At 38.6% G+C, this 23,685-nt stretch carries 22 protein-coding genes, 4 tRNA genes, 1 pseudogene and 1 riboswitch; of the genes and pseudogenes, 9 read left to right on the top strand and 18 right to left on the bottom strand.

All coding sequences use genetic code 11. The annotated features are described in order from the left end of the window. From CFY84_RS10170 to hemC, 12 genes are all read right to left on the bottom strand, one after another. A partial coding sequence (locus tag CFY84_RS10170; RefSeq protein WP_001029592.1) for a GTP-binding protein occupies window positions 1-87 on the bottom strand: 87 nt, incomplete at its 3' end. A 155-nt stretch (window positions 88-242) separates the two neighbouring features. Then, window positions 243-317: transfer RNA gene (locus tag CFY84_RS10165), tRNA-Thr, on the bottom strand. Window positions 318-328: 11 nt separating this feature from the next. Beyond that, window positions 329-404, bottom strand: a tRNA-Gly gene (locus tag CFY84_RS10160). Window positions 405-443: 39 nt separating this feature from the next. After that, window positions 444-527, bottom strand: a tRNA-Tyr gene (locus CFY84_RS10155). A 55-nt stretch (window positions 528-582) separates the two neighbouring features. Beyond that, a tRNA-Thr gene (locus CFY84_RS10150) sits at window positions 583-658 on the bottom strand. A gap of 98 nt (window positions 659-756) precedes the next feature. Further along, window positions 757-2,250, bottom strand: a complete 1,494-nt coding sequence (trpE, locus tag CFY84_RS10145; RefSeq protein WP_088824236.1) for an anthranilate synthase component I — start codon at window positions 2,248-2,250, stop codon at window positions 757-759. A 297-nt stretch (window positions 2,251-2,547) separates the two neighbouring features. Continuing rightward, window positions 2,548-3,096, bottom strand: coding sequence for an FHA domain-containing protein (locus CFY84_RS10140; RefSeq protein ID WP_171289076.1), 549 nt, complete (start codon window positions 3,094-3,096; stop codon window positions 2,548-2,550). Between the two features lie 239 nt (window positions 3,097-3,335). Then, complete coding sequence (locus CFY84_RS10135; RefSeq protein WP_088824234.1) at window positions 3,336-3,665, bottom strand: H-NS histone family protein; 330 nt, start codon at window positions 3,663-3,665, stop codon at window positions 3,336-3,338. A gap of 285 nt (window positions 3,666-3,950) precedes the next feature. Further along, a complete protein-coding gene (locus CFY84_RS10130; protein ID WP_088824233.1) occupies window positions 3,951-5,144 on the bottom strand; it encodes a heme biosynthesis protein HemY in 1,194 nt (397 codons plus the stop codon). 8 nt (window positions 5,145-5,152) lie between these two features. Then, window positions 5,153-6,019 carry a hypothetical protein gene (locus CFY84_RS10125; protein ID WP_088824232.1) on the bottom strand — a complete coding sequence of 289 codons (867 nt, stop codon included), beginning with the start codon at window positions 6,017-6,019 and terminating at the stop codon, window positions 5,153-5,155. Next, on the bottom strand, window positions 6,016-6,783 hold the full coding sequence (locus CFY84_RS10120; protein ID WP_088824231.1) for a uroporphyrinogen-III synthase: 768 nt from the start codon (window positions 6,781-6,783) through the stop codon (window positions 6,016-6,018). Before CFY84_RS10120 ends, CFY84_RS10125 begins: the two co-directional genes overlap by 4 nt. Continuing rightward, complete coding sequence (hemC, locus tag CFY84_RS10115; RefSeq protein WP_088824230.1) at window positions 6,784-7,704, bottom strand: hydroxymethylbilane synthase; 921 nt, start codon at window positions 7,702-7,704, stop codon at window positions 6,784-6,786. 371 nt (window positions 7,705-8,075) lie between these two features. Between hemC and argH the strand changes: the two genes are divergently transcribed. Together argH and CFY84_RS10105 are read left to right on the top strand one after the other, a co-directional pair. Then, window positions 8,076-9,503: an argininosuccinate lyase gene (argH, locus tag CFY84_RS10110; protein ID WP_088824229.1), complete on the top strand. Its 1,428-nt coding sequence runs from the start codon at window positions 8,076-8,078 to the stop codon at window positions 9,501-9,503. A 16-nt stretch (window positions 9,504-9,519) separates the two neighbouring features. Continuing rightward, entirely contained in the window at window positions 9,520-9,789 is a 270-nt protein-coding gene (locus CFY84_RS10105; protein ID WP_088824228.1) for an oxidative damage protection protein, read from the top strand. 315 nt (window positions 9,790-10,104) lie between these two features. Here CFY84_RS10105 and phoU read toward each other — a convergent pair whose 3' ends face one another. Beyond that, window positions 10,105-10,830, bottom strand: a complete 726-nt coding sequence (phoU, locus tag CFY84_RS10100) for a phosphate signaling complex protein PhoU (protein WP_088824227.1) — start codon at window positions 10,828-10,830, stop codon at window positions 10,105-10,107. 286 nt (window positions 10,831-11,116) lie between these two features. Between phoU and CFY84_RS10095 the strand changes: the two genes are divergently transcribed. The 6 genes and pseudogenes from CFY84_RS10095 to gluQRS all read left to right on the top strand — a co-directional run bounded on the left by CFY84_RS10095 (window position 11,117) and on the right by gluQRS (window position 17,513). Further along, window positions 11,117-12,217: a hypothetical protein gene (locus tag CFY84_RS10095; RefSeq protein WP_143218785.1), complete on the top strand. Its 1,101-nt coding sequence runs from the start codon at window positions 11,117-11,119 to the stop codon at window positions 12,215-12,217. A gap of 45 nt (window positions 12,218-12,262) precedes the next feature. Next, window positions 12,263-12,380: riboswitch (TPP riboswitch) on the top strand. An 84-nt stretch (window positions 12,381-12,464) separates the two neighbouring features. Continuing rightward, window positions 12,465-14,252, top strand: a pseudogene (gene thiC / locus CFY84_RS10090) (phosphomethylpyrimidine synthase ThiC); the annotation flags it as partial. 213 nt (window positions 14,253-14,465) lie between these two features. Beyond that, entirely contained in the window at window positions 14,466-15,080 is a 615-nt protein-coding gene (locus CFY84_RS10085) for an NUDIX domain-containing protein (protein ID WP_088824224.1), read from the top strand. A gap of 27 nt (window positions 15,081-15,107) precedes the next feature. Then, the gene (gene cpdA / locus CFY84_RS10080) at window positions 15,108-15,881 is read left to right on the top strand and encodes a 3',5'-cyclic-AMP phosphodiesterase (protein WP_088824223.1); all 774 of its coding nucleotides are present in this window, start codon (window positions 15,108-15,110) and stop codon (window positions 15,879-15,881) included. Window positions 15,882-16,091: 210 nt separating this feature from the next. Then, window positions 16,092-16,622, top strand: coding sequence for an RNA polymerase-binding protein DksA (gene dksA, locus CFY84_RS10075; RefSeq protein WP_088824222.1), 531 nt, complete (start codon window positions 16,092-16,094; stop codon window positions 16,620-16,622). Between the two features lie 3 nt (window positions 16,623-16,625). Further along, a complete protein-coding gene (gene gluQRS, locus CFY84_RS10070) occupies window positions 16,626-17,513 on the top strand; it encodes a tRNA glutamyl-Q(34) synthetase GluQRS (protein ID WP_088824221.1) in 888 nt (295 codons plus the stop codon). Here the strand turns inward: gluQRS and ftsW are convergent. From ftsW to CFY84_RS10045, 5 genes are all read right to left on the bottom strand, one after another. Continuing rightward, window positions 17,510-18,733, bottom strand: coding sequence for a putative lipid II flippase FtsW (gene ftsW / locus CFY84_RS10065; RefSeq protein ID WP_088824220.1), 1,224 nt, complete (start codon window positions 18,731-18,733; stop codon window positions 17,510-17,512). The genes gluQRS and ftsW overlap by 4 nt on opposite strands. A 2-nt stretch (window positions 18,734-18,735) precedes the next feature. Further along, complete coding sequence (murD, locus tag CFY84_RS10060; RefSeq protein ID WP_088824219.1) at window positions 18,736-20,079, bottom strand: UDP-N-acetylmuramoyl-L-alanine--D-glutamate ligase; 1,344 nt, start codon at window positions 20,077-20,079, stop codon at window positions 18,736-18,738. A gap of 158 nt (window positions 20,080-20,237) precedes the next feature. After that, window positions 20,238-20,519: a DUF6587 family protein gene (locus tag CFY84_RS10055; protein WP_322852951.1), complete on the bottom strand. Its 282-nt coding sequence runs from the start codon at window positions 20,517-20,519 to the stop codon at window positions 20,238-20,240. Continuing rightward, complete coding sequence (feoB, locus tag CFY84_RS10050; RefSeq protein ID WP_088824217.1) at window positions 20,520-22,364, bottom strand: ferrous iron transport protein B; 1,845 nt, start codon at window positions 22,362-22,364, stop codon at window positions 20,520-20,522. Continuing rightward, the gene (locus tag CFY84_RS10045) at window positions 22,361-22,624 is read right to left on the bottom strand and encodes a FeoA family protein (RefSeq protein ID WP_088824216.1); all 264 of its coding nucleotides are present in this window, start codon (window positions 22,622-22,624) and stop codon (window positions 22,361-22,363) included. Before CFY84_RS10045 ends, feoB begins: the two co-directional genes overlap by 4 nt. Window positions 22,625-22,767: 143 nt before the next feature. On the opposite strand from CFY84_RS10045, the gene xerD reads away from it, so the two are divergent. Further along, window positions 22,768-23,685, top strand: coding sequence for a site-specific tyrosine recombinase XerD (xerD, locus tag CFY84_RS10040; RefSeq protein WP_088824215.1), 918 nt, complete (start codon window positions 22,768-22,770; stop codon window positions 23,683-23,685).

Here is a 23,685-nt window from a genome sequence, read left to right as displayed (position 1 = left end):
AGTTAGTGTTGTTTTACCATGGTCGACGTGACCAATTGTTCCCACGTTTACGTGTGGCTTATTACGTTCAAACTTAGCTTTAGCCATGATGACTTCCTCGTTCACATTGAACAAAAAACTGATGAATTCAGCATATCGACATGTTTGTAAAAACACAAACACCCAATACTTTAAAAGCAGACTAATAAGCCTGCTTTTTTAAAAACTGTGATTAAATCACTTAAACTATTTTTTCTAGAATCTGGAGCTCTTATCGAGATTTGAACTCGAGACCTCTCCCTTACCAAGGGAGTGCTCTACCACTGAGCTATAAGAGCGATAGCTTCGATGGAGCGGGAGACGAGGGTCGAACTCGCGACATGCAGCTTGGAAGGCTGCCGCTCTACCAACTGAGCTACTCCCGCATATTGGTTTTAAACCAACCACTTCATCCGAAGTATATATGGTGGTGAGGGAAGGATTCGAACCTTCGAAACTTTCGTAGCGGAGTTACAGTCCGCCCCCTTTGACCGCTCGGGAACCTCACCATATCGCACTGCATTGGTAGTGCAGTTCCTTTTAAAACATCATGAAACATATGATTGGTGCCGACACTCGGATTCGAACTGAGGACCTACTGATTACAAGTCAGTTGCTCTACCAACTGAGCTATGTCGGCGTTTCATATTGTTTCGTACGTTTCGTATCGGAACGGTGTGCAGTTTAGCAAAACTTGCAAATGTTGCAAGTGATTTTTCCATATATTTTAAAAAAAACTTATAAAATCAGCCCAGTTGATGATAATTCAACCGCCTTGATCACTGCGCGAGCTTTTATTTGGGTTTCATTCCATTCTGAATCAGGATTTGAGTCAGCAACAAGACCTGCACCTGCTTGCACAAAGAACTGTTGTTCACGAATAACGCCTGTTCGAATAGCAATAGACATGTCCATTTTACCATCCCAACCTAAATATCCCACTGCGCCACCAAATACACCACGCTTCACAGGCTCGATTTCATCAATAATTTCCATTGCACGAATTTTTGGTGCACCTGATAACGTACCAGCGGGGAAAGTGGCTTTGAATACATCTAAAGCATCAACCCCCTCTTTCACCTCACCCTCAACATTTGACACAATGTGCATCACATGAGAATAACGTTCAATGACCATCTTATCCGTCACTTTGACCTTTCCAACCTTTGATACACGACCCACATCATTACGGCCAAGGTCGATCAACATTAAGTGTTCAGCAATTTCTTTTTCATCTGAGAGCAAATCTTGTTCTAATGCCAAGTCTTCTGCTTTACTTTGACCACGTGGGCGTGTTCCTGCCAATGGTCTGACAGTTGCAATGCCGTTTTCAAGCCGTGATAAAATTTCAGGTGATGAACCTACTATTTGGAAAGGTTTATTATTCTCTAAAGTGTACCCTTGAACTAAAAACAAATAAGGTGATGGGTTTAAATGTCTTAATGCACGATATACTTGTAATGCATTACCGTCAAAATAAGACACCATTCGATGGCCTGGGACCACCTGCATGACATCCCCTGCACGAATATATTCTTTGACAACTTCAATAGATGCTTTATAGGCATCTTCACCCGTCAGAGAAGTAAATTGAGGTGCAGTGTGCGGCTTGGCTGTTAATACTGCAGGTCGGCTTAGATAAGCTTCGATTTCATCAAGCTTTTGCTGTGCCGAGTCATAGTCATCACCAGCTTGTATATCCGCATGTACAACAAGGTAGAGCGTATCTTTTAAATTATCAAATACAATGACGGTTTTTGATAGCATCATCCAAATATCAGGCAAGCCCACCGGATCATCTGTTGGTATATTTTGAAGCTTAGGCTCTATATAACGTACTGCATCATAGCCAAAATAACCAACTAGCCCGCCTGTAAAGTGTGGAAGCCCTTCAATTTCTTCATGGTTTGGTACATGAAATTGTGCTTGAAATTGACGGATATAATCAAAAGGGTCTACACCTTCTTCATGGTGAATATGACCTTGTGGGTCTTTTACCGTCAAAACGCCTGCATTGAAAGAAAAAATGGTCGACTCACCCAAACCAATCATGGAATAGCGCGCCCAATTTTCTCCGCCTTCAACAGATTCAAACAAATAAGAAGGCACAGATTCATCATCTAATCTGGCATATACGGATAAAGGGGTTTCTGTGTCCGCCAAACGTTGGCGATAAACTGGAATGGTGTTGTAGCCTTGCTCAACTAATTTTTCAAAGTTTGTACGTTGCATGATGTAGAGATCTCATAAATTTAATTAAATGAATTAAGTGAATTTATGAGTGACGCCATCGAAGAATTCTATGTAGTTGCATGCTCTACCCATCCAATTGATCAACAAATTTACTTGTAAGAACACTATGATTTAGCCAGTGCTAATTAACAAAATTGATTCTTGTGATCTAAGATAGCAAATCATATTCAAGAACACCACGCTATTTCACCGCATAAATGGGCTGTTTCATACTGAGTTGCCTCTTTTTAGGCATAAAAAAAGTATGCCTCAGCATACTTTTTTACATCACTTAAATTACTTACTCATAGACCAGACCACAAAAGCAATAATAATAGCAACAACAAATATTACTATACCAACCATACGGGAAGACTGTTGCGGGGCTTTGGAAGGCGTTTCTTGCACTTCAGTTGCATGATCTTTCACAACAGATTGTTTCTGCTCTACAGATGCATCGTTCGACTGTGCAGGCTGTTGATGTGTTGACTCATGAGCTACATCATTGACGTCTGCATTTTGTGTGTCTTCGTTAGCATACGTTGTAGATTCATTGGATGCCAATACACGAAACTGCAAATCAGCAAATTGAATGACATCATCAGATTCAAGCTGTGTAGGTCTGTCAATTTGAATCTCATTGATAAAAGTACCATTAGATGATTGCAAATCTTCTAGCCACAATTGTTGGTCTTTAATATGAAACGCTGCATGCTTACGTGAAATTTTCGATGACTGCAAAACCAAGTTACAGTTCTGATGTCGACCAACTAGAACAGTGCTGTCTATAATCTCGAAGTTTTGATTGTCTAGCTCACTCGAAATAGCTTGTAATGTCCACTTCATATTTATTTCACTCATTTTTCTAAAAAGCCAAAACAATGTTCAGTATTATTAAATTGGTTTTATTTAAATCAAACACCAACCACCCCAATAATAAAAAATAAAACTACATTAACCTTATAAACGTACAGATCTGTATTATCATAACTATTTATATGCGTACTGGTCTGTACAGTTTATAATAATTGCGCTGATTTTAATCAAAGCCTTTAAAATAATAAATGAACATTTTTGCAGATTAATTAAATTATAAAGTCTTCCAATTGAGCGCCTTTTTTTAACTCTGCAACTAACCAACGCGGTTGTTTACCACGACCAGTCCAAGTTTCTTCTGGGTTGTTGATGTTGCGGTATCTTGGCTCAACCGCTTTACGTGTCGTGGTTTTACGCTTTTGTGAACCATATTCTAAAAGTTCTTCAATAGATAGCTCTAATGACGCTGCGATTTCCATGACCTTATGATAGGCATCATAAATAGCCTTTTCTTTTTTAGAACTGATTAATGCTTCAGCTTCTTGTTGTAAACGTTTTAATTCATCGACCGTTAGTTCATTAATACTAATATCTTTCATATAATCCACCCAATTAAAAAATTAAAAATTAAATTTCACTCATCATAATAAATAATTATTAATAAGTATATCAGTTTGTATTTAATTTAAAGATCAAGTTAATTCAAAAAACAAATCCACTTATTAATTTGATTGATTTTATCTTATATAAACTGAATCTTTATTTGATTAATAATAACCATTTAGGCTGTGATATTAGTTATTATATTTATAATACTTTGTAAGCTATTTCGTACATTTGTAGTAGTTTTATTTAAATTAATTTATTTTAAAAAAATATTAATACTAAATATTAATTTTTAGAAACTTAGTATCTGTTTCGAATATTTGATTGAGCTGTTCAACTAAATGATTATCATTTTTTATATTGGCTTTGATTCTTAGATAATTCATGAGGACGTGGTTAGGAAATTCTTTTAAAATGCTGTTTGCATCATTAATTCGTCCTGTTGCCTCATATACACAGTACTTGGTGAAGCTAAATACCGGCATTGGCATATAACGATCTTGCCAAATTTCAATTTGTTGCTCTATATCCGCATAATTTGGATGTTCACAAAGTATTTTTTGCTCAAACCACATAAAAAAGACATCTTGATCAAAACGGTCTTCTAATAAATGGGTGACTAATAATTCATGTTCGATCGCCAATTCAGGAAAACGAGCTAGAATTTTTAGCCACAATACTTTATTTGAATACACCGCTTCCGCCATCTGCTGTTCTAAACCAAGATAACGTGCTTTTAACTGATCCCTTTCTTCAGTTGATGCATGATCAAAAGTTTGTAAAATGGTGATTAACCATTGATGATTATCTTCTGGCGTTAAATTTCCATAGGTTGTTGCATTCAAGTATGCCCAAGGAAATTGTATGGCAAATTGTCCCCACAACTTTGCAATATACTGCGTATAACCATGCTGTAAGCTTAGTAGCCATGATGCAGGTTGGTGATTAGACAGTTTTTCTAAACGCAAAAGTGCCTGATCTTGCTGATGGTCTAAGATAAGCGTTTCAATATAATGCAACTCAGCAAGCTCATAAGCTGCAGGAGGCGTTTGTTCGAGCAAAGGATATACGGCGTCATACTCACCTTTTTTGCGTAAAAAAGATGCTTTAATTAAGGTATCTAGTAATGCAGATTGAGAAAAAATATCTTGAATCATTTGTTCTTTTTCAATATCAGCATCAAGTAACCAAAGTACTGCTAATTTCTCATAAGGATGCAATGTCTCAAATGAAATGACTTGCTGTGTTCTGCGATGACGACGTGACAAATAACGTTTAGCCAAATACCACACCACTTGAAATAACAGACTTGCTGTACATAATAAAATGACCAATACCAAGACATTGGTCTGCAATTCCCAGCCTCGAAAAAACAAATAGACATACCCAAGTCCACTGCCATAACTAAACAGTAAACATGTCAGAACCAATGTGGTTAAGACCAATGCATATGCACTTAAGATTTTTTTCATAACAATAACTATTTCAGTAATGCAAAAGTATGGAGTTTTGGTGGGTCATACAAAGGAATATTCTTTGCTTGCTGAATTAAAGCGAGTACTTCTTTTTTATTTAACATCGGTGATTGATGGCACAACGCTAAAATATCATCTAAGGCATAGCGGTATTCACTGTATTGCCCTGCATCAATCATTTGCTTGGCAATGATCAATCTTAATTGCGCCTCTTTAATCACAATAGACTGCCCCATTAAATTGGTTTTAGCTTGACTGCTTGGCTGTAAACTAAACCAACTAAAGCCGCTGTGCTTATGATCATCATTAGGTGAATAACTTAATGTGTTTTTCTTCATGAGCTGATTTAATAATTGGTCGAGTGAACGCAAAGTACGGTAAGCATGTTTAACTTGAATGCTATGCTGTAGATTAAATTGACTGATATTTTGTTGGTCTTGCAGCAACGAGGTATAAACACTTTCTCTTAATGCAGGTGCAAAGTCATAATTTAAAACTTTTTCTGATAAAAGCTGTAATCGCTCTAAAGCATAGACCGTTTGCTTTTGCTGTAATGCAAATTGAATTAAGTCGAGTTGTTGCTGAATTAAAACAATTGGATTAATGGCCATATGCTGGTCAGAAATAAGATGTTGTTCAGCTTGTGAAGGCACAGCTAAATTCATTTGTCCTTGATCTGCTTGCTGAGTGAGCGGCTGTACTTTCCGCTGAAAAGCAATCAATTGATCATTGATATTATCTGCATTTTGTTCAACTTTGGTGGCTTGGCGCTCCAAGACATCAAGCCGCTGGGTATACTGTTGCTGATCATAGGTTAACTTAGCAATCCAGAGTATTGATAAACATAAAAGTCCAATCCATAACTTTTTCATACGCGCTTCTGACCCTTGACCATGACCTGACTGATTGTTGTTGCATGCAAGTTTTCAATTTCATAAACATGCGTTGGATCAACTTCTGCCATCAGTAGCGTGGTCAAACGTGCTCCAAGCGCTACATAATAGCAGTCTTGTATGAACGAGAGATGATGATGACAGATTGATTTCCAATTTAACCAGCTTGCTTCACTGCTAATACAGACATAGATATTAGGCTGATACATTTGAATTTCAGCATAGTTTTGTAGTAGTTTTTGTTGCGTCGATACAGGTAAAGCACGTTGATATAATAAAAAGTTACTAATTTGTAACCCTTTTGATGCCAAATGTTGCATCATAAATTGTCGCCCACCTATCCCGCGCCAAAATGCCACATGATGAGTAGCATGTTGTTGCAGCACAGGTATATCTAGCATGCCTTCAGAAGTTTCAACTTCAGGCACATAGGGATTGAGCCCCGCTTTCTTTAACACCGCTGCTGTTTTTTCACCTACAGCAATCCAATGAATATGACTAAGCAAAGACAATGAAATATGGCATGCTTTTAAATATGCAAGTCCAATATCAGCTGCGGTTGGGCTAACCACCACAATCACCTCTGCACTCGGCAATGATAAAAACAGTTTTATCAATGCCTCATCTAAAGGCAATGTAGACAATTCAAGAAGCGGTAGATCAAGCACTTGAATGCCTGTTTCTTTTAACTTGGTGGTTAATTGCTGCGCCCGATCACTTGGGCGCGTATTAATAAACAACATCTATGAATGCAGTGCGTCAAGCAAAGGCTGAGCACCAAGCTCAAGTAAGTCTTGTGCCAACTGCTCACCAAGTTGGGTTGCATGTTCAGAGACATCAATGCGTTCAGCTTTAAGTAATGTTTGACCGTCTGTACTACCGACACGACCTTGCATAGTTAACTGATGGCCTTGTAATGTGGCATAACCTGCGATAGGAATTTGGCAACCACCCTCTAAATAAGCATTAAAAGCACGTTCAGCACGGACACATACTTCGGTTTCAAAATGACGTAATGGTTCAATTAATGCTAAAACATGTGCATCATCTGATCGGCACTCTAAACCCAATGCACCTTGTCCAACTGCAGGCAAACTAATCACAGGGTCAATAGAATGACGAATTCGCTCAGCTAAACCTAAGCGCTCTAGTCCTGCACAAGCCAAAACAATACCATCATATTCGCCTGCATCCAGTTTACCCAAACGCGTTCCCACATTGCCACGTAAGTCTTTAATAACAAGGTCAGGGCGGTAATGCAAAATTTGGCTTTTACGGCGTAAGCTTGATGTGCCAATCACAGCGCCTTGTGGCAAATCGATAAAGCTTTCATGGTTATTTGAAACAAATGCATCAAATGGATTTTCTCGTTCACAGATAATCGGTAAATCTAATCCTTCAGGTAAACGCATAGGTACATCTTTCATTGAGTGAACAGCCAAATCGGCTCTGCCATCCAATAACGCATTTTCAAGCTCTTTTACAAAGAGCCCTTTCCCACCAATTTTTGCCAATGGCGTATCTAAGATTTTATCCCCTTGTGTGACAAAGGTCACTAGCTCAACTTTTAGCCCAGCATGCAAGGTTTCAAGTTTTGCTTTGATATGTTCAGCTTGCCATAACGCCAATGGGCTTTTACGTGTTGCAATTTTTAATGTACTCATAAATTCTCAAAGCCACTCTTTCTTGATGCTTTAAACTAAACATCTTATAAAAAATTGCAAGCAGGATTTTTTAACTTGCCTCAAATTTGATATGAACTATATTTTTGTATGGGTTTTATTCCGCATACAGCTTGCCATAAGTGTGTAGTATAACGCAGAAATAAAACTTGATAAGAATGACTATGGTGCTTATAAATTATACATATCACTGAATAATACAAGTTTTCACCTTTAGATACGACATAGATATGCTTTCTAGGTATGAGTAGAAAACATAAATCTGCTAAAATGATTTGACCCATTCAAAATACTACAAGCCTACTGTTTTTAAAGATCATTCAGCATTTACATGACAACAATACGGAGTAACTATGGCCACATCTTCAAATATTCCAGATTCGCAATCTCAAACCTCTGGCATGTGGGGTGGACGTTTTACCGAAGCAACGGATGCATTCGTCGCTGAATTTACAGCATCTGTTCAATTTGACCAACGCTTTTATAAGCAAGATATTGCAGGCTCGATTGCACATGCCACAATGCTATGTAAAGTAGGCGTGTTAACAGAAATTGAACGTGACCAGATTATTCAAGGTTTAACAACTATTCAAGCGGAAATTGAAGCAGGTCAATTTGTATGGCGTGTTGAACTCGAAGATGTTCATATGAATATCGAATCAAGTTTGACAGAACGCATCGGAATTACCGGCAAAAAGCTGCATACTGGACGTAGCCGAAATGACCAAGTTGCCACAGATATTCGTTTATATTTACGTGATGAAATTGATGACATCTTAACAATTTTAAAAAAACTACAACTGGGTTTACTCAGTTTAGCTGCTCAGCATACTGACACCATTATGCCTGGCTTCACCCACTTACAAACTGCTCAGCCTGTCACTTTTGGTCATCACTTATTGGCTTGGTTTGAAATGCTCGTTCGTGACACTGAACGTTTAAAAGATTGCCGTAAACGTGTAAATCGCTTACCGCTTGGTTCTGCTGCCCTTGCAGGCACCACATATCCAATTGATCGACACTACACAGCCGAGCTGCTTGGCTTTGATGAAGTGACTGAAAACTCATTAGATGGCGTATCAGATCGTGATTTTGCAATTGAGTTCAATGCTGCTGCTGCATTAATTATGATGCATTTATCACGTATGTCGGAAGAATTGATTTTATGGACATCTGCACAATTTAAATTTGTACAAATTCCTGATCGCTTTTGCACAGGCTCATCTATTATGCCGCAAAAGAAAAACCCTGATGTTCCTGAATTGGTACGTGGTAAGTCAGGCCGTGTCTTTGGTGATTTAATGAGCCTATTGACGCTGATGAAGGGCCAACCTTTGGCTTACAATAAAGACAATCAAGAAGATAAAGAGCCTTTATTTGATGCCATCGATACCGTTCGTGGCAGCTTAATGGCATTTGCAGACATGGTTCCTGCATTGGTTCCTCATCAAGAAATCATGCGTGAAGCTGCATTACGTGGCTTCTCAACTGCAACAGATCTTGCAGACTACTTGGTTAAAAAAGGAACTGCTTTTCGTGATGCACATGAAATTGTTGGTAAAGCTGTGGCATTGGCCGTCAATGAAGATAAAGACTTGTCTGAACTCAGCTTAGAGCAATTACAACAATTCTCGGATTTAATTGGCCAAGATGTATTTGATCAAGCATTAACTCTTGAAGCATCTGTTCACGCCCGTAACCATATTGGTGGCACTGCACCGGCTCAAGTACAAGCTGCAATTGAACGTGCACACCAACGTATCAATGCACTTTATGCCTAACCCAAAGGAATTTAATATGTCAAACCAAGTATTTTGCCGAAAGTATCAACAAAATATGGATGCTTTAGATTTCCCTCCTTTTCCCGGCATTAAAGGACAAGAGTATTTACAAAGCGTGTCAAAACAAGCATGGCAAGAGTGGTTACAGTATCAAACAACATTGATTAATGAAAAAAGATTGAATGTTTTTGAGCCTGAAGCAAAGCAATTTTTGGAAGAACAGCGTGAAAAATTCTTCTCAAATGACCACTCTATTGAAAAAGCAGAAGGTTGGAAGCCAGAATAGTCTAGAAAAATGAATTGTTAGGTCGTATAATTTCCATATTACCTAACATTTTTTGACCGAAATAACCTAATATTACAAACTTGTAATAGAAACACACAACCTTTTACAAGACTTGTCATGACTTAAGTCAATTCACGCATTATTATGTACACATAGAGAAGCAGATTGCACTTCCTGAAATTATAACAATAACAAAAAGCAATCATCTATATTAATCCCAAATCTCCCCCAAGGTTTGGGATCTTTTTTTGTCTAAAGAAAAGTATATCAATGATCTTTAAACATAAGATGATTGCTTTTTAACTGGTGATGACCTTAATCAATACGGTGAATTTTTTGTTCAACTTCATCAATACTGGTATGTCTTACATCAAAACCTTTCACAATATAAATCACTTGCTCTGCAATATTGCGAGCATGATCCCCAATGCGCTCTAAAGAACGAAGTACCCAAAGTACTTGAATCACTTGTGATATTTTTCTTGGATCTTCTATCATATAAGTCATTAAAGTACGTGTTGCAGACTGATATTCTCGGTCGGTATCGGCATCTGCACGTAACACTCTTAACGCTTGCTCTGCATCTAAACGTGCAAAAGCATCTAATGCTTCATGTAACATGACTCGGACTTGATTACCAATATGGCGTGCTTCCATAAATCCGCGTGTGCTGCCATCTGCTTCACACAGCTCTTTAGCAATGCTTGCAATTTTGTTTGATTCATCCCCAATTCGCTCTAAGTCTGTATTGGCTTTACTCATGGCAATCACCATACGTAAATCAATTGCTGCAGGATGACGACGCGCTAAAATAATTGTTAAACTTTCATCAATTTCTGTTTCAAAGCGGTTAACAATATTTTCTTTTTCTTGAACTTCTAAAGCCAATGTAATGTTGGCATCAAGTAAGGCATGAATTGCATCCGCCACTTGCTGCTCTAACAACCCACCAAGCGACATAAACTTAGTATTTACTTCTTGTAGGTCTTCATTAAACTGCGATGATATATGATGAGCTAACATCGGATTTTTCAAGCTCAAGGTGATCTCCAAAATATTGAGATGTATGATGCAGCAGAGAGATTTAACCATTTTGTTTTGACAAAATTATGACATAAATATCTGCCTAGATTTGCGCTCAATATAACAAAGCTGTAGGTATGTAGAATATAGGAGTTTTATTACCAATTGAGTGAAATGTAAATTCGTGTTGATTCTCTTAACTAAAAGTCGTCATTCCTTTACAGTCTAAAATAATAAAGGCATGCATAATGAGTATATATCCATTAAGTACATCAATTGACTGGAATATATGACGCATCGCTATATGAAAAGCAAGGTCATTATTTTATCTGTGGTCATCGGTTTATTTTCGACAAGCTGTTATAAATTGCCTTTGCCTATAGATCGAAATGATCAACATTCTGAACATATTTTGCCTTTAGCAAAAGACACATGTGATTCATTAAGAGATCAGATTCAGCAAATCAATAGTCATAGTACAGTTGTCATGCTTGATCAGATTAATTTTCATATCACACAGTGTTTACCGCATTTGGCCATGGATGACCGTGTCTTATTACTTTATGCATCAACTGCCATGTATCAGCGCTTTTTGTCTGCAGATATGAATCGAACTTCTGAGCAAGAAGCCAATTTTCAAAAGCTCTTATCCAATACTGATATTTACTCACCAACCCGTATTCAACAGGCTGCTAGAACCAGTTTAAGAGATCAGTACTTATTAAAGTATCAAGGTCAATCGTATTATGAAATTTATAATGCAGGTGGGCATGAATGGACTTATCGCCGCAAACCTGACTACCTAAAAGATATATTTGCGCCGTTTTTACCTAAAGCAGAGCAAATTTTTATCACGCATTTGGCGGAACAAAATCAGCAGCCGGCTGTTTCAGATAATACATTTAACTTATCTTGGTCAGAAATTGCAGATCGTGCTCAATTTTGGGAAAACTATACCTCAACATACCCAAACAGTATGTTTATTGAAGATGCACGTCGCTTGCAATTGGCATATGCTGGATTTTTATTTCATGGCTTGGCCAACATGCCAATCTCAACCAACTATGAAAATGAAGACAGTATTCACCCAGAAGCCTTACAAGAAATTAAAGCCATTGCTGCCAATCAAAGTCAAAGTGTTTTGACGCAGCAAGCGATTAAATTTTTAAAATTTATTCACTTACCACTGAGTGAAAGAAATCAAAATATTCCTGTTACGCTCAGTCCCGTTGAAACACGTGCTAAAAGTCAACAGAATATTAAAAATATGCGTCAGCTAGACCAATATATCGGTTTATATGACCCGCTTGCACTTGATAGCACCCACATTAATCGTGATTGTTTTAGTGATTCTATTTGTGTGACCCATATTGGTGGCGTGACCTCGGTGTCTCCACAAAAATAATATTTCTGCTTTAACATTTTGAAATAAAACATGCTACTCTTGGGCTAGAGCTTGACGGAGCGCGAGTAATAACTCGCTGAGATCACCTGAGTTTATCTTAAGGGTGAGTACCGTTGAACCTGATCAGGTTAACACCTGCGTAGGAATCAAGCCACCCTCAAACTGCGGTCTGCCTTTATGTCATGTGACATAAAAGTCTTTGTTTTTGGTTGTGCTTGATTCGTTGATTATCATTAGGATCACAGTCATGAACCAATTAACGAATCACTCAAAAATACAATTCCAGCATGAACAAGATGCAAAAGATTTAACACGTATATTACCTGCATCTCACAAAGTCTATATTCAAGGCTCACGTCCTGATATTCGTGTTCCAATGCGTCAAATTGCCCTTTCTGACACTCCAGAAGGTCTAGGTGGCGGGGAAAATGCTGCTATTTTGGTCTATGACACATCAGGCGTTTATACTGACCCAACTGTAACTATCGATTTAAATCAAGGCTTGCCTTCTTGTCGTAGTGCATGGATTGCTGAACGCCAAGATACAGAACAGCTTGACGGTTTAAGTTCAATTTTTGGTCAGCAACGTGCCAAAGATATCCGTACTGAAGATATTCGTTTTCAGCATATTGTTAAACCAAGACGTGCAAAATTAGGCAGTAATGTCACGCAAATGCATTATGCAAAGCAAGGCATGATTACTCAAGAAATGGAATTCATTGCCATTCGCGAAAACCAACGCCAACAGCATGAAATGAATCAACACCAACATCAAGGTCAAAATTTTAGTCGTCATCGCCCTGCTGAAATTACCCCCGAATTTGTTCGCCAAGAAGTGGCTGCAGGTCGTGCCATTATTCCTGCCAACATTAATCACCCTGAAAGTGAACCCATGATTATTGGACGTAATTTCTTGGTAAAAATTAATGCCAACATTGGTAACTCAGCACTCAGTTCTTCTATTGATGATGAAGTAGCAAAAATGACTTGGGCAACACGCTGGGGGGCAGATACCATTATGGATTTGTCAACAGGTAAAAATATTCATGAGACCCGTGAATGGGTTATTCGTAATTCACCTGTGCCAATTGGAACAGTACCTATTTATCAAGCACTTGAAAAGGTCAATGGTATTGCTGAAGATCTCAATTGGGAAATCTTTAAAGACACTTTAATCGAACAAGCAGAACAAGGCGTAGATTACTTCACTATTCATGCTGGAGTATTACGTGATTATATTCCGCTCACTGCAAATCGTTTGACAGGCATTGTCTCTCGTGGTGGTTCAATTATGGCGCAGTGGTGTTTAAGCCATCAATGTGAAAACTTCCTATATACTCATTTTGATGACATTTGCGAAATCATGAAAGCTTATGACATCAGTTTTAGTTTAGGCGATGGCTTACGACCGGGCTGCATTCAAGATGCCAATGATGCTGCACAGTTTAGTGAACTAAAAACATTGGGCGAACTTACACATCGGGCATGGGCACATGATGTACAAGTGATGATTGAAGGACCGGGTCATGTACCCATGCATATGATTAAAGAAAATATGGATTTACAACTTGAAGTATGTCAAGAAGCTCCATTTTATACACTCGGACCTCTCACTACAGATATTGCACCGGGTTATGATCATATTACCTCAGCCATTGGTGCTGCCATGATCGGTTGGTATGGCACAGCAATGCTCTGTTATGTGACCCCAAAAGAACATTTGGGTTTACCCAATAAAAAAGATGTCAAAGATGGCATTATTGCCTATAAAATTGCAGCACATGCAGCAGATTTGGCCAAAGGACATCCGGGTGCTCAAGTCCGTGATAATGCATTATCAAAAGCACGCTTTGAATTTCGTTGGGATGATCAGTTTAATTTAAGCTTAGACCCTGACACTGCGCGTGCAATGCATGATGAAACATTGCCTAAAGATGCACATAAATCAGCACATTTTTGCTCAATGTGTGGTCCACAATTTTGCTCTATGAAAATCAGCCATCATGTTCGACAAATTGCTCATGAAGACATGAATTAACCTGCATTTTGTCTATCACAACAGATGACTTGGAAAACAAGTCATCTTTTTTTGTCTTAAGACCAAGCTCTATAAAATTATATTTTGTACCATTTAATAATAAAATTTTTTTATGTGAGAACTATCACATAAGTCTATAAATTAAATATTTATTAACCAACTTAACTCAGATAGCATAATCTCATCTGCTTAAACAACCACCGAAAAGTAATGGTTAAAAAACGTTATACGCATGAAGATATTGAAATTTTAAAACGGGAAACACTCTATAAAGGGTTTGTTCATCTTGAAAAAGTACAACTCAAGTACCGTTTATTTGATGGGGATCAATATTCAGCCGTTGTTGACCGAGAAATTGTTTTACGTAAACAAGCAGCTGGGGTCTTGGTATATAACGATGAAGAACAACGTTTTTTACTGATCGAACAATTTCGTGTGGGTGCAGTGGATTATCTTTCACAAACTCCTTGGCATTTAGAAGTTGTGGCAGGCTTATTAGATGGGGATGAATCTCCAGAAGCATGTTTATACCGAGAAAGTGTAGAAGAAACAGGCTGTGAAATTCGAGATTTAAAACACCTGTTTACTTTTTTCCCGTCAGCTGGCGGTTCAAATGAAATTTTTCATCTTTACACAGCACAAGCTGAACTTCCAAAAGATGGCAGTATTTTTGGTTTAGAAGATGAAGGGGAAAATATTAAAGTACATCTATTTCACTATCACGAACTAGATGATCTATTTACACAACATGCGCTTACAAATGCTCCTGTTATTATTGCTTTGCAATGGTTACAACAACATATAAAACAGCTTCATGCCAAGTGATTTCTCTATTTAAAAGAGTTAGATCTTATGAAAACGATTGTTCAAATTAGTGATACTCACCTGATGGATCTGCCTGATAAGAATTTTATTGAACTCAATCCTGAACGTACGTTCCATCAAATTATTGATGAAATTTTGTCACGCCACCAACATATTGATACGATTTTACATACTGGGGATGTTGCACAAGTTCCAAAACCTGTCACTTATCAGCGCTATTTAAACTATATGGGCAGCTTAAATATTCCCTTTTATCAAACTCCGGGGAATCATGATGATCCAAGCTGTTTTCCTTACCCACAAAAAAGTAAGTTGTCAGTCATTTCTCTTGACCGTTGGTGTGTCATTTTATTAGACAGCGCAGTGGTTGGAAAAGTAGATGGATTAATTGATGAAGAACAATTAAATCATTTAGAACAAGCACTCAAACAACATCAAGATCAACATATCTTAATTGGTTGTCACCATCATCCTTTAGAAATGAAATCAGCATGGATTGATCAACACTGCTTAAAAAATACTGATCAATTGATGAATATTTTGTGTAAATATCCGAATGTGAAAGCTGTAATTCATGGTCATGTACATCAAGAAGCAGAGATTTATTTCAAGCATATTCCGATTTTTTCTGTACCTTCAACGTGTGTGCAATTTAAACCATTAAGTCAAGATTTCGCTTTAGATGAAGATACACCGGGCTATCGACTCCTCAATTTATATGATGATGGGCGCTTAGAAACTGAAATTTTTCGAGTTGAATCTATGATAGAAAAAATAAATTTGAATATTTGTGGCTATTAACTTTTAATTTTTATCTATTTATATTAATTTAATTCGCCATATATATGGAGTTAGTCCATATTATTCACATAAAGACTATCCAACTTGACAAAAAGTCTTTATGATGACGAGCCCTTGCAGGTGGTTGCATTTCAAGGGTACATAATAAAAAACCTGCATATCACCGTAATACATACGTAGCTTTGACGTATATGATGAGGAATGCCCTGTATGGCGAATGATACTCTAAACCAAGTCTTAGATGAACAAACCAATAGTCCTGACGGCGAAGCACCGAAACGTGGTCGCAAGACAAAGCCTAAAACGATTGATAATCCTGGCTCAACAGCAAGTCTTTTTGGTTTTGCGCCGTATGAACCAAAGAAAAATGAAGAGTACATGTCTGATGAGCAGCTTGAACACTTCAGAAAAATTCTTGTGGCTTGGAAAAATGACTTAATGTCTGAAGTTGATCGTACGCTCAGCACCATGCAAGATGAGTCAAGTGCATTACCTGATGTAAACGATCGGGCGACGCAAGAAGAAGAATTTGCAATTGAACTGAGAACACGTGACCGTGAACGCCGTCTGATTCGCAAAATCGAACAGTCATTAGAAGCAATTAAAAATGTGGATTATGGCTTTTGTGAAACATGTGGTATTGATATCGGTTTACGCCGTTTAGAAGCACGTCCAACAGCAACGTTATGTATTGATTGCAAAACATTGGCTGAAATTAAAGAAAAACAAAATAAAGGTTAATCGATGGGTGAACCCTTTTCACCATCGTCACAGTATATCGGTCGGTTCGCGCCCTCGCCAACCGGCCCTTTGCATTTTGGCTCACTGATCACAGCAGTTGCAAGTTACTGTGAAGCAAAGTCTCAGCATGGCCAATGGTTAGTTCGGATTGAAGATACAGATATTCCTCGTATTTATCCCAACAGCGAATGCCATATTCTTGATTGTCTTGATGCTTTTGAATTTGAAATTGATGGTGACATTCTATTTCAAAAAGACCGCCTTGATATTTACCATCAAGTCATCCATACGTTACAGCAGCAAGGCTTGGTCTATGCCTGTCAATGCACGCGAAAAATGTTAGGTTCAAATGCCATCTATGCAGGTCACTGTCGCCATCTCAACCTTGGCTTTGCAAATCAAGCAATTCGTTTGAAAGTCGAAGATCAACTGATTTGTTTTCATGACCAATTACAAGGTCTTCAATGCAGCAACTTACAGCATGATTTGGGTGATTTTGTCTTGCTCAGACGCGATGGCATTATCAATTATCAGCTTGCTGTAGTGGTAGATGATTACTTACAAGGCATTACCCATGTGGTCCGAGGTGCAGATTTGCTGGATAACACGCAGCGACAAATTTGGCTTGGGCAATGCTTAAAATATCCGCAATTAAATTATATGCACTTGCCGCTTGCAATGAATGAGCATGGTCAAAAGCTTTCAAAACAGAATATGGCTGAAGCACTTGATGTCAAACAAGCCCCTCAGCTTTTAGCTCATGCTCTGTCTGCCTTAGGTCAACCGTCTATTGAGCTGAACTCACCACACTTGATGCTTAAGCAAGCCGTTGCAGCATGGGATTTTAAAGCCATTCCGCAGCAGCTCACATTAGATGCAATTTACCGCTAAAAGTTAGACAATTCTTGATCAGGGTTTTCTGCTTTGGTTGAAGCATCAACCTTTAATACCAATGTAATCATCACTGCACACATCATCAGTGATGATCCACCATAACTGATAAAAGGCAAAGTCAAACCTTTGGTGGGTAACATCCCCATGTTCATTCCGGCATTGACCAAAATTTGCATTAAAAAGATAAAACTGATGCCATATGCTAAATAACCTGCTCTTAAATAGTTATTTTTTAAAGCACGATAGCCAATTTTAATACAGCATGCCAACATCATAAACTCAAGGCTCAGCACAGTGACAATACCAAAAAAACCAAACTCCTCACCTAAAATAGCAAGCATGAAGTCGGTATGTGCTTCAGGTAAATAAGACATTTTTTGCATGCTATGCCCCAAGCCCACACCAAACCACTCCCCTTGTCCAAATGCCATCAATGCATTCGACAATTGGTAGCCTGTACCCAATGGGTCTGCCCACGGATTGGCAAAAGAGGTTAACCGCTCTAAACGGTAAGGCTCAAAAACAATCAATGAAACCAATGCCATGGCAATCACACCGCCCATCACAATGAACTGCTTAATGGGTGCGCCTGCCAAGAAAAACACACCTACCATCATCATGACAATCACGGCTGTAGACCCAAAGTCAGGCTCTAAAATAATAAGAATAATAGATACAAACATAACCAAGGCTAAACGTGACAACCCAACCCAACCGCTTTGGCGGACTTCACTTGCACGTCTCACCACATAGTCTGCTGTAAAAATAGCCATCACCATTTTTGCAACTTCTGCAGGCTGTAACGTAAAAAATGCAAGCCGTATCCATCGCCTTGCGCCATTGACTTCTGTACCTATTACAAGCGTAAGAAGTAATAAACCAATGGTAAAAATCCAAAATAAGAAAATATTTTTAAACCATATTTCTAAAGCAAACTTTGACACTACAAAAGCTGCAATCATTGCGACAACAATTGAAATGGCATGTCGTTCAATGAAATAAAATGGATCATTTTGCATGGTTGCAGCATAAGGCATGGAAGCAGATGCCACCATGACTGAGCCAATAATTAACAGTGCAAAGACGCAAAACACCAACACATTTCTTGCTGTAATTTCTGCAGGCAAGCTGTTTGCAATCTTGTCATACACTGCATTGATTTTAGAGATTGAATCAGTTTTATTGGCGACTATGGCACCATTTTTTTTATTGATCATCGTTATAATTTCTCTACACAAGCAACAAATTGTTGCCCGCGATCTTCATAGCCTTTAAACATATCAAAACTTGCACATGCAGGTGATAAAAGCACCACATCATTTGCTTCAGTTGCAGCTTGGCAGGCAGTAACCGCATGTTGCAATGTTTCAGCATATTGAATGTCTGCACAACCTTCAATGGCTGCGGCAATCAGTGTAGCATCTTGCCCAATCAATACCACAGTACGTACATATTGCTCTATTGCTTGGCGTAATAGCTTAAAGTCTTGTCCTTTGCCTTGACCACCCAAAATCAATACCACTTGACCTTGTTGATGCTGAATAGCTTGTCCAAGCCCTAAAATTGCAGCAATCGATGCGCCAATATTGGTCCCTTTTGAGTCATTATAATAGCGAATATTGGCCTTGGTTGTGACATATTCACAGCGATGGGCCAAACCTTTAAATTGTTTTAAAGTTGCTAACATGCTCTCTTTTGCTATACCAATAAATTCGCCTATCGCTAAGCATGCTAAAGCATTCGCGACATTGTGCGTACCTTGAATATATAAATCTGCACTTTTAATCAAACGCTCTCGACCGCGTGCTAGCCAAATGGTGCCGTCTAAATCTGTTAAAACACCATATTGGTTCATGTCTGGTGCATTCAAACCAAAGCTTTTCATTGGCGTTGCATCCGGGACAAATGGACGTGTCAAACTGTCATCACGGTTATACACCACATGCTTCACACCTTGAAAAATACGGTGCTTGGCTTGGTGATAGTTCATCATATTACCATGTCGATCTAAATGATCTTCACTCATGTTCAAGACCACAGCAACATGTGCATGTAAGTTTGATGTCGTTTCAAGTTGAAAACTCGACAACTCAAGTACAATCAACTCAGGTTGGTCTTTAAGTAAATCAAGTGCAGGACGTCCTAAATTACCACCAACTGCAACTTGCTTACCCGCCTGCTGTAGCATTTCATCAACCAGTGTGGTGACTGTACTTTTGGCATTTGAACCTGTGATGGCAATTATTGGAAGATCTGTAGCACGGCGTAATAATTGAATATCACCAATCACAGGAATTCCTTGCTGAGCAGCAGCATGGATTTCTGGTGTATTAGGTGATAAACCTGGGCTTAAAATAATTTCTTCAGCACGAAGTAATAAAGCCTGATTAAATGCACCAAAATGGGTTTCAACGTCTGGTGGAATTTGATCATGTCCTGGTGGCACTGCTCTTGAATCGGTCACAGCCACACGGTAGCCTTTTTCAAGTAAAAACTGAACAACAGATACGCCAGATACCCCAAGCCCTGCGACAACTTTTAATCCACCACGTTGTATTAACATCGATATATGCCCCAATCACCAACTGATTATTTTTCGTGGTTGATGTTAGCATTTTGTTTTTCGGATTACTTTTATAAGATGACAGTCGGCTTTATTTTTTTGTGTTATTCACGTAAAAGCCGCCTTTTCAGGCGGCTTTTACGTGAACGTTTTATGGTTTATTTCCACTTCACTGCTTTCACCACATCGGATGAAGCAGGTGACTCTGATTTTTTTGTTGATGCACTCGGCCCACAACCACAGCCACCGCCACAGCCTGCTGCTGCAACAGGGCGCAATTTAACAGCCAACTTTTGAAATCCGCGTTGCTCTGCAAATTGTGCCAGTGCTGTAAATACACGTGCTGAAGATTTTGGAAATACATTTTTGAATGTATACAATGCACTCCAAATGACCAATGCTGCAATAATAATCACTTCGATCATTTTAGCCTCCTTCATTTAGCCAAAATAATGTGAGGCAATTTGATAAGTTAAGAAGGCTGAAAAATACGCCAATCCAAACAAATAAATTGTCATAAAGGCAACCATTTTCCATGAACCTGTTTCACGGCGAACAGTTGCTAATGTCGAGATACAGTGTGGTGCATAAATAAACCATACCAAAAGCGAGAGCCCTGTTGCAACAGACCACCCAGACCCTGGCGAGCTAATTAAATGCGTTAAGCCTTGCGCCACTGCATCATCGTCAGCACCTGATAAGGCATACACTGTTCCAAGTGCTGCCACCACCACTTCACGTGCTGCCATGGCAGGAATTAATGCAACACAGATCTGCCAAGTAAAACCAATGGGCGCAAACAGAGGTTGAATAAAGTGCCCCAATTGCCCGGCAAAACTATAGTCAATTGCCGGCATGGTCGCATTTTCCGGTGGCTGCGGAAATGTACTTAAAAACCACAGCAAAATAGATAGCGCAAAAATAATTCCGCCCACACGCTTTAAGAAAATTTTACCGCGGTCTAATAAACCAATCGCTACACTTTTTAAATTAGGTAAGCGATAACTTGGTAATTCCATGAGTAATGAATATTGCGATTTATCTTTACGAAACAATTTGATAATAGACGCAACAATAAGTGCACTCACAATCCCTGCCATATACAGCGCAAGTAACACCAAACCTTGTAAACTTAAAAATCCAAATACTTGATGGTTTGGAATAAATGCTGAAATTAATAATGCATATACAGGTAACCGCGCTGAACATGTCATGAGAGGAGCAACCAAAATCGTTGCTAAGCGGTCTCTTGAGTCACTAATACTTCGGGTGGCCATAATACCGGGTACAGCACAGGCAAAGCTGGATAACAGCGGAATAAATGCACGACCACTTAATCCCGCTTTATACATGAGCTTATCAAGCAAGAATGCTGCACGGGGTAAATATCCAGTTTCTTCTAAAATCAAAATAAAAAAGAATAGAATCAAAATCTGTGGCAAAAATACCACCACACTGCCTGCACCAGTAATAATACCGTCGACTACTAGGCTATGCAGCATTGGATGAGTAATGAATGCACCAGCTTGACCACCTACCCATTCAAATACCCCTTCAATCACCGCTTTAAAGGGTTCTGCCCAAGTAAATACAGCTTGGAAAACCACAAACATTAACAAGGTCAGCGTGATTAAACCCAATACAGGATGAAGAAAAATTCGATCTAGGACTTCAGTACGTTTATCTTCTTGATCTGCATAAATCACAACATCATTGACAATCGACTGTACATGTTGATGTGATGCTGTAGAGCGTGTTGAATCTGCCACTGAAAAGCGTTTTTGTTCCAGTGCTTTAACAAGCGTTTCAACACCTGCTGTATTTTTTGCTACGCTTTCAATCACAGTGACGCCCAAACGCTCAGAGAGCTTTTGTGCATTGATTTGAATACCACGGCGGCGTGCTTCATCCATCATATTCAATACAAGTAAAATAGGGCGTCCAAGCTGAATCACTTCAAGCACTAGGCCCAAATGTAAACTTAAATTGGTCGCATCAACAATACATAAAAATGCATCTTGCTGTGCTTCTTCTTCAATTTTTCCCAAGCATACGTCACGGGTCACCGCTTCATCTAAGCTGGTGGCATTTAAACTATAGGTTCCTGGTAAATCTAAAACACGAACACGATCACCCGAAGGTAAATTAAAAAAGCCAACTTTACGTTCAACGGTTACCCCAGCATAGTTACCTACTTTTTGCCGTGTTCCTGTCAATTGGTTAAATACAGAGGTCTTACCACAGTTCGGATTGCCGATGAGTGCAATACGTAATTCACCACTCATGCAATTGATCCTTGTTCAAGCATAATCTCAATCTTTTCAGATTCCGCTTTTCTCAGTGCAAAACGAGTAAATCCTATTTGAATCAACATCGGATCGCCCCCAAAAATACCGCGCGCAATCACTTTGACTGTTGCGCCAGGAATAAAACCTAAAGTCTCGAGTCGGCTTGCAATCAAATCACTTTGTGTTTCAGCCGAAGACTGACTATTAACTTTTTTAATAACAGCAGCTTGCTTGACTTTTAACTCTGATAATAGCACTGTATCAATCCCTAAAACGTTTCCTTGATTATAAACATAAATGATAATAATTTACACAATCGAAATGTATGTAAAAGTGAATCCTTGTTCGACTTTTGCTGAATAATCTATTAAATTCATTCTTATTTATCTCGTTTAATATGATGAATAACAAAAAACCGCGTATTCCTGCACCTATCAATATTCCAAAGCAATATACATTTTTAATTGCTTATCGTGATTATTTAATCTCTCAAACCGTCAGTGCACATACACGAAATGCCTATTTATCAGATTTAATTCAATGTGCACAACTACAGCATGACCCTCTGCCGTCATGGAACAAAGAGCATATCTCTGACATACTGATTAAATTGAATCAGCAAGAAAAAAGCCCGCGCTCAATTGCACGAATGATGTCAGCACTGCGTTCTTTTTTTAAATTTCTCCGTGAACAAAAATTAAGAACCGATAATCCACTTGCTTCTTATAAAACCCCCAAACTCGGACGAAACCTCCCCAAAGATTTAAGTGAAGCTGATGTTGTCGCCTTAATTCATGCACCTGACCTGACCACCCCACTTGGTTTACGAGATCGAGCCATGTTAGAGGTTTTATATGCCTGTGGACTTCGCGTGACAGAACTGATTCAACTGCGAATTGAGCTTTTAAATTTAAAACAAGGTTATTTACGTATTTTAGGCAAAGGCAATAAAGAACGTTTAGTGCCATTGGGACAAACGTCGATTATGTGGCTTGAGAAATACTTAAATGAAGCAAGACCACATTTATATCGTTCAACCATTGATTATGTATTTTTAACGCAACATGGCGGATTGATGAGCCGACAAAATTTTTGGTATGCCATCAAAAAATATGCACTTCAAGCCAATATTACCGCAGAACTGTCGCCACATACCCTTCGTCATGCCTTTGCAACACATTTAATTAATCATGGTGCAGATTTAAGGGTGGTACAAATGTTACTTGGACACAGTGATTTGTCTACCACACAAATTTATACTCATGTAGCACAAATTCGATTACAGCAATTACATGCGCAATTTCACCCAAGAGGCTAA

The organism is Acinetobacter apis (genome assembly GCF_900197575.1).
GTDB classification, from domain to species: Bacteria; Pseudomonadota; Gammaproteobacteria; order Pseudomonadales; family Moraxellaceae; genus Acinetobacter; species Acinetobacter apis.
The sequence above is the reverse complement of the archived record's forward strand: the minus strand, read 5'-3'. Positions and strand labels throughout refer to the sequence as shown.

Excerpts from the sequence above, each read along its gene's own strand:
- hemC (WP_088824230.1), bottom strand. The coding sequence starts at position 7,704 with ATGAGTACATTAAAAATTGCAACACGTAAAAGCCCATTGGCGTTATGG.
- trpE (WP_088824236.1), bottom strand. The coding sequence starts at position 2,250 with ATGCAACGTACAAACTTTGAAAAATTAGTTGAGCAAGGCTACAACACC.
- CFY84_RS10120 (WP_088824231.1), bottom strand. The coding sequence starts at position 6,783 with ATGTTGTTTATTAATACGCGCCCAAGTGATCGGGCGCAGCAATTAACC.
- gluQRS (WP_088824221.1), top strand. The coding sequence starts at position 16,626 with ATGGGTGAACCCTTTTCACCATCGTCACAGTATATCGGTCGGTTCGCG.
- CFY84_RS10135 (WP_088824234.1), bottom strand. The coding sequence starts at position 3,665 with ATGAAAGATATTAGTATTAATGAACTAACGGTCGATGAATTAAAACGT.
- xerD (WP_088824215.1), top strand. The coding sequence starts at position 22,768 with ATGAATAACAAAAAACCGCGTATTCCTGCACCTATCAATATTCCAAAG.
- CFY84_RS10055 (WP_322852951.1), bottom strand. The coding sequence starts at position 20,519 with ATGAAGGAGGCTAAAATGATCGAAGTGATTATTATTGCAGCATTGGTC.
- CFY84_RS10125 (WP_088824232.1), bottom strand. The coding sequence starts at position 6,019 with ATGAAAAAGTTATGGATTGGACTTTTATGTTTATCAATACTCTGGATT.
- argH (WP_088824229.1), top strand. The coding sequence starts at position 8,076 with ATGGCCACATCTTCAAATATTCCAGATTCGCAATCTCAAACCTCTGGC.
- CFY84_RS10140 (WP_171289076.1), bottom strand. The coding sequence starts at position 3,096 with ATGAAGTGGACATTACAAGCTATTTCGAGTGAGCTAGACAATCAAAAC.
- CFY84_RS10130 (WP_088824233.1), bottom strand. The coding sequence starts at position 5,144 with ATGAAAAAAATCTTAAGTGCATATGCATTGGTCTTAACCACATTGGTT.
- cpdA (WP_088824223.1), top strand. The coding sequence starts at position 15,108 with ATGAAAACGATTGTTCAAATTAGTGATACTCACCTGATGGATCTGCCT.
- feoB (WP_088824217.1), bottom strand. The coding sequence starts at position 22,364 with ATGAGTGGTGAATTACGTATTGCACTCATCGGCAATCCGAACTGTGGT.
- ftsW (WP_088824220.1), bottom strand. The coding sequence starts at position 18,733 with ATGATCAATAAAAAAAATGGTGCCATAGTCGCCAATAAAACTGATTCA.
- CFY84_RS10085 (WP_088824224.1), top strand. The coding sequence starts at position 14,466 with ATGGTTAAAAAACGTTATACGCATGAAGATATTGAAATTTTAAAACGG.
- murD (WP_088824219.1), bottom strand. The coding sequence starts at position 20,079 with ATGTTAATACAACGTGGTGGATTAAAAGTTGTCGCAGGGCTTGGGGTA.
- dksA (WP_088824222.1), top strand. The coding sequence starts at position 16,092 with ATGGCGAATGATACTCTAAACCAAGTCTTAGATGAACAAACCAATAGT.
- CFY84_RS10105 (WP_088824228.1), top strand. The coding sequence starts at position 9,520 with ATGTCAAACCAAGTATTTTGCCGAAAGTATCAACAAAATATGGATGCT.
- CFY84_RS10095 (WP_143218785.1), top strand. The coding sequence starts at position 11,117 with ATGAAAAGCAAGGTCATTATTTTATCTGTGGTCATCGGTTTATTTTCG.